Genomic DNA, 4,214 nt, shown 5'->3' with positions numbered 1-4,214 from the left:
GTGCTGGCGCGGATGGGCGGGGAGCCGCTCGGGGCGGCGCCGGGCGAGGCATGGGAGCACGGCCGGTTCTCGGCCCCGTACCTGCGGGACTCGCTGCTCGCGGCGGGCGCCACCGTCGAGACGCTCGAGTCGGCGGGGTTCTGGGCGAACCTGCCGCGGCTCTACGACGCCGTCCGGCTGACCCTGCTCGGCGCGCTCGGCGCGCCGCTGGTCATGTGCCACATCTCCCACGTGTACGAGACCGGCGCCTCGCTCTACTTCACCGTCGTGACCCCGCAGGACGCCGACCCGGTGGCGCAGTGGGAGCGGGCCAAGACGGCGGTGAACGCGGCGATCGTCGAGGCGGGCGGCACGATCACGCACCACCACGGGGTCGGGCGCGACCATCGGGAGGCGTACGCGGCCGAGCTGGGGCCTGTGGGGGCGGCCGTCCTCCAGGCGGTCAAGGCCAGGCTCGACCCGGCCGGGATACTCAACCCCGGCGTGCTCGTCCCTCAGTCGGGCGGCGGGATCTGATCGGCCTCGGCCAGCAGCTCGGCCGCCTCGCTGTAGCGGTGGAGTGCCTCGTAAGCGGCGGCGAGGCAGTGCAGGGAGATCACCAGAGGCCCGCCGCCCGTCGCGCGGGCGAGCGCCACCGCCTCCTGGGCCAGCGGCAGGGCCTCGGTGGCCTTGCCGCGGTCGAGCAGGATCCCGGCCGTCGTGCGCAGGGCCCGCGCCAGCAGGTCCGTGTGCTTGCCCGAGGACTCGTCGACCAGAGCCCGGCTCATCGAGACGGCCTGGCTCGCCTTGCGGACGGCTCCTCCGCCCCAGCGGGATCGGGTGCGGGCATAAGCGAGTAAACCCTCAATGGCCTCCACCTGAGAAGTGCCTCTCCGGGTCGCGTCGTCCGGGCCGTTACGGGTCACGGAAGCCTCCCCTCGGCGTCCCAACCGCTTGTTTGGGGGGTGAGGTTACACCATTGCGCACCTTCTGTGTCCCCCCTGGTACGGAGCGTTCAAGATGCACGATTGGTAGATCACGGTAAAGATGTGGTCATGGTGGAAGTAGCGGCTGAGCGCGGAAAGCAGCTTTCCTCACGGGTCTCCGAGGAGGGCGCAGGTTGGGCCTGTACGCAGACAGGCACGTTCGCGCAGCTCAGACCGAATGATCAGGGCTTCAGCTGGCTGAATCCGCGCACGCTCTGGCTCTCGCGTAACGAGATCCTCGCCGGGTTGTTCGGGGACCCTTCAGGGGAAGTGCGGGCACGCTGGCTGGAGTCTCAGGAAGCGCGCGGGATTGATCCGGAATTTCGTATCAAAGCACCTATTGGGGGAAATTTCAGTTTCCTTCTGCTCGGTGACACCGGAGAAGGCGACGCTTCTCAGTACGCCGTTGTTCCGGGCATGCTGAAACTGGGAGAAGGAACGTCGTTCGCCATCATCGCCAGTGACGTGATCTATCCCACGGGATCGGGCAACGAGTACGGAGACAAGTTCTTCCACCCGTACAAGGACTATGACGCCCCCATCTACGCGATCCCCGGCAACCACGACTGGTACGACGGCCTAGGCGGCTTCATGCGGGTCTTCTGCGACTCCCCGCCGCTCAAGCCCCAGCCGGACCGGGGGCTGCGCGGGCTGCTGTGGCGCAAGCCGGAGACGATCGACGAGACGCGGCTCGAACAGGCCCGCGCGCTCAGGGGCAAGCCGTCCCAGCAGGCCGTGCAGCCGGGGCCGTACTGGGCGATCGAGAGCGACAGCCTGCTCGTCGTGGGCGTGGACACCGGCATCAGAGGAACGATCGACAAGGCGCAGACCGCCTGGCTGCGGCGCGTCTCGCTGGACCCGCGGCCGAAGATCCTCGTCACCGGCAAGCCGATCTACACGCGCAACGACTACAAGCCCTCGCCGCTCGAAGAGGGCGGCACGATCGACGACATCGTGCGCGACCCGGCACATCGGTACGTGGCGGCCATCGGCGGAGACGTGCACAACTACCAGCGTTACCCGGTCAAGGTGGGAGACCGGGTGATCCAGTACATCGTGTCGGGCGGCGGGGGCGCGTTCATGCACGCCACGCACACGATCGACCGGGTGGACGTGGCGGGGGTGCTCGAGGACGAGTTCAAGTGCTACCCGCTGCGCGGCGACTCGCTGTCCTTCTACAGCCAGCTCTACGCCCGCAGGCTGCGGATGAGGTGGCTGTACCTCACGCCGGCCGAGGCCGTCTGCCTCATGTCGCAGCACATCAAGAACGAGCCGGTCAGGACCCCTGAAGGGCCGGTGACGATCACGCGCAGGATGCGGTGGGCGGCGCGGCTGCTGGGCGCCTGGCCGTGGCCGTTCAGGCTGCCGGTGGACAAGGTGTTCCACCGCTACCTGTCCGAGCTGTCCGACTGGGACACGCCGCCGTTCTTCAAGCAGTTCCTGCACGCCGAGGTCACTCCGGAGGAGCTGACCCTGCGCTGCTTCGCCGCCACCGGCTGCCTGGGGCAGGAGCTCGATCCGCCGCTGGAGGACGAGGTGCGCATCAGCCTGGCGTAGCCGGTCGCGATTCTGTCGGAGCCGTTTGGCACCCTTGACCTCGTGTACGTCGTGCTCGCCGGAGAGAGCCTGCTGCCCGTGGGCGGCACGGTTCGCGCTGTCCCCGACCCGGCGGCGGCCGTGCGGGAGCTGGAGGCCGCCGAGCGGCCCCGGTGGGTGTGGGCCGACACCAGGGAGGACTACCCGCGGCTGCTGGGCGCGGGGGTCCGGGTCGCGCGCTGCCACGACCTCGCGCTGACCGAGGGGCTGCTGCTCGCCTACGACGGCCGCTACGGCGAGCCCCGCTCGGCCAGGGCCGCGCACGCCAGGCTGCACGGGCTGCCGGTGCCGGAGGAGGAGCCGAGCGCGCCGGGCACGCTGTTCGCACCGGAGCCGCTCGGCGCGCAGGCCGTGGCGGAGGTGCTGGCCGACCAGCTCAGGCGGATCGAGGCGTTGCCTGAGCCCGGCCGCTTCAGGCTGCTGGTGGCGGCCGAGTCGGCGGGCGCGCTCGTCGCCGCCGAGATGTCCTGCGACGGCATGCCCTGGCGCAGGGACGTGCACGACGCGCTGCTGACCGAGCTGCTCGGGCCGCGGCCCGTGCACGGCATGCGCCCGGCCAAGCTGCAGGCGCTGGCCGACGAGGTGGCGGCGGCGCTCGGGCATCCGGTCAACCCCGACTCCGTGCAGCAGCTGGTGAAGGCGTTCAAGGCGGCGGGGGTGGCGCTCAAGACGACCCGGTCGGGGGAGCTCAAGCGGATCGACCACCCGGCCGTGGCGCCGCTGCTGGCCTATAAGGAGCTGGCCAGGCTGTTCAGCTTCCATGGGTGGGTGTGGGCCGACCAATGGGTGCGTGATGGGCGATTCCGGCCCGAATACGTTGTGGGCGGCGTGGTGTCCGGGCGGTGGGCCACCAACGGGGGCGGGGCGCTGCAGATTCCCAAGGTGATGCGGCGGGTGGTGATGGCCGACGACGGGTGGGTGCTGGTCGTCGCCGACGCCGCCCAGCTCGAGCCGCGGGTGCTGGCGGCGATGGCCGGCGACGTGGGGCTGGCCAGGGCCGCGGGGGAGATCGACCTCTACTCCGCGCTGGCGAAGTCGTTCGGCGGCGAGCGCGACAACGCGAAGATCGCGATGCTGTCCGCCATGTACGGCGGCACCAGCGGCGACGCGCCCAAGCTGCTGGCCGTGATGCGGCAGCGGTTCCCCCTGGCCTACCAGTTCGTGGAGGACGCGGCGAAGGCGGGGGAGGAGGGCCGGCTCGTGCGGTCCTGGCTGGGGCGCACCAGCCCGCCCCCGTCGGCGCGGTGGAAGGAGCTGGTGTCGGGGCCGGAAGGCGCGCGGGCGGCTCGTGACCGGGGCCGCTTCACGAGGAATTTCGTGGTGCAGGGGACGGCGGCGGAGTGGGCGCTGGCGCTGCTCGGGGTCCTGCGCGGGCTGCTGCCGGAGCCGGCCAGGCTGGTGTTCTTCCAGCATGACGAGGTGATGGTGCACTGCCCGCTGGCGCAGGCCGAGGAGGTGATCGCGGCCGTGTCGGAGGCGGCGGGGCAGGCGAGCCGGCTGCTGTTCGGCGGGACGCCGGTGCGCTTCCCGATGGAGGCCGTCGCGGTCAGCTCCTACGCCGACGCCAAGTAACCCACCACCGGCACCGGACGGGTCGCGGGGCGAGTGGGGCGCGGCGTCGGGGCGCGTCGAGTGGGGTGTGGGTCGGGTGGG

At 71.1% G+C, this 4,214-nt stretch carries 4 protein-coding genes; 3 read left to right on the top strand and 1 reads right to left on the bottom strand.

Features of this window, described 5'->3' with window-relative positions:
- Nucleotides 1–516: FAD-linked oxidase C-terminal domain-containing protein (locus ETD85_RS60550; RefSeq protein WP_276617425.1), on the top strand; the 516-nt coding region annotated here is incomplete at its 5' end.
- Here ETD85_RS60550 and ETD85_RS60545 read toward each other — a convergent pair.
- Entirely contained in the window at nucleotides 495–767 is a 273-nt protein-coding gene (locus ETD85_RS60545) for a tetratricopeptide repeat protein (RefSeq protein WP_138698810.1), read from the bottom strand. The two genes, ETD85_RS60550 and ETD85_RS60545, sit on opposite strands and share 22 nt — an antisense overlap.
- Before the next feature lie 615 nt (nucleotides 768–1,382).
- Between ETD85_RS60545 and ETD85_RS60540 the strand changes: the two genes are divergently transcribed.
- Both ETD85_RS60540 and ETD85_RS60535 read left to right on the top strand, forming a co-directional pair.
- On the top strand, nucleotides 1,383–2,522 hold the full coding sequence (locus ETD85_RS60540; RefSeq protein WP_476739315.1) for a metallophosphoesterase family protein: 1,140 nt from the start codon (nucleotides 1,383–1,385) through the stop codon (nucleotides 2,520–2,522).
- Nucleotides 2,523–2,564: 42 nt separating this feature from the next.
- On the top strand, nucleotides 2,565–4,133 hold the full coding sequence (locus ETD85_RS60535) for a bifunctional 3'-5' exonuclease/DNA polymerase (RefSeq protein WP_138698808.1): 1,569 nt from the start codon (nucleotides 2,565–2,567) through the stop codon (nucleotides 4,131–4,133).
- Nucleotides 4,134–4,214: the final 81 nt, after the last annotated feature.

It is taken from the genome of Nonomuraea zeae (assembly GCF_005889725.1).
Classification (GTDB): domain Bacteria; phylum Actinomycetota; class Actinomycetes; order Streptosporangiales; family Streptosporangiaceae; genus Nonomuraea; species Nonomuraea zeae.
The sequence above is the reverse complement of the archived record's forward strand: the minus strand, read 5'-3'. Positions and strand labels throughout refer to the sequence as shown.

Coding starts and splice junctions, on each gene's coding strand:
- ETD85_RS60545 (WP_138698810.1), bottom strand. CDS start 767: ATGAGCCGGGCTCTGGTCGACGAGTCCTCGGGCAAGCACACGGACCTG.
- ETD85_RS60540 (WP_476739315.1), top strand. CDS start 1,383: ATGCTGAAACTGGGAGAAGGAACGTCGTTCGCCATCATCGCCAGTGAC.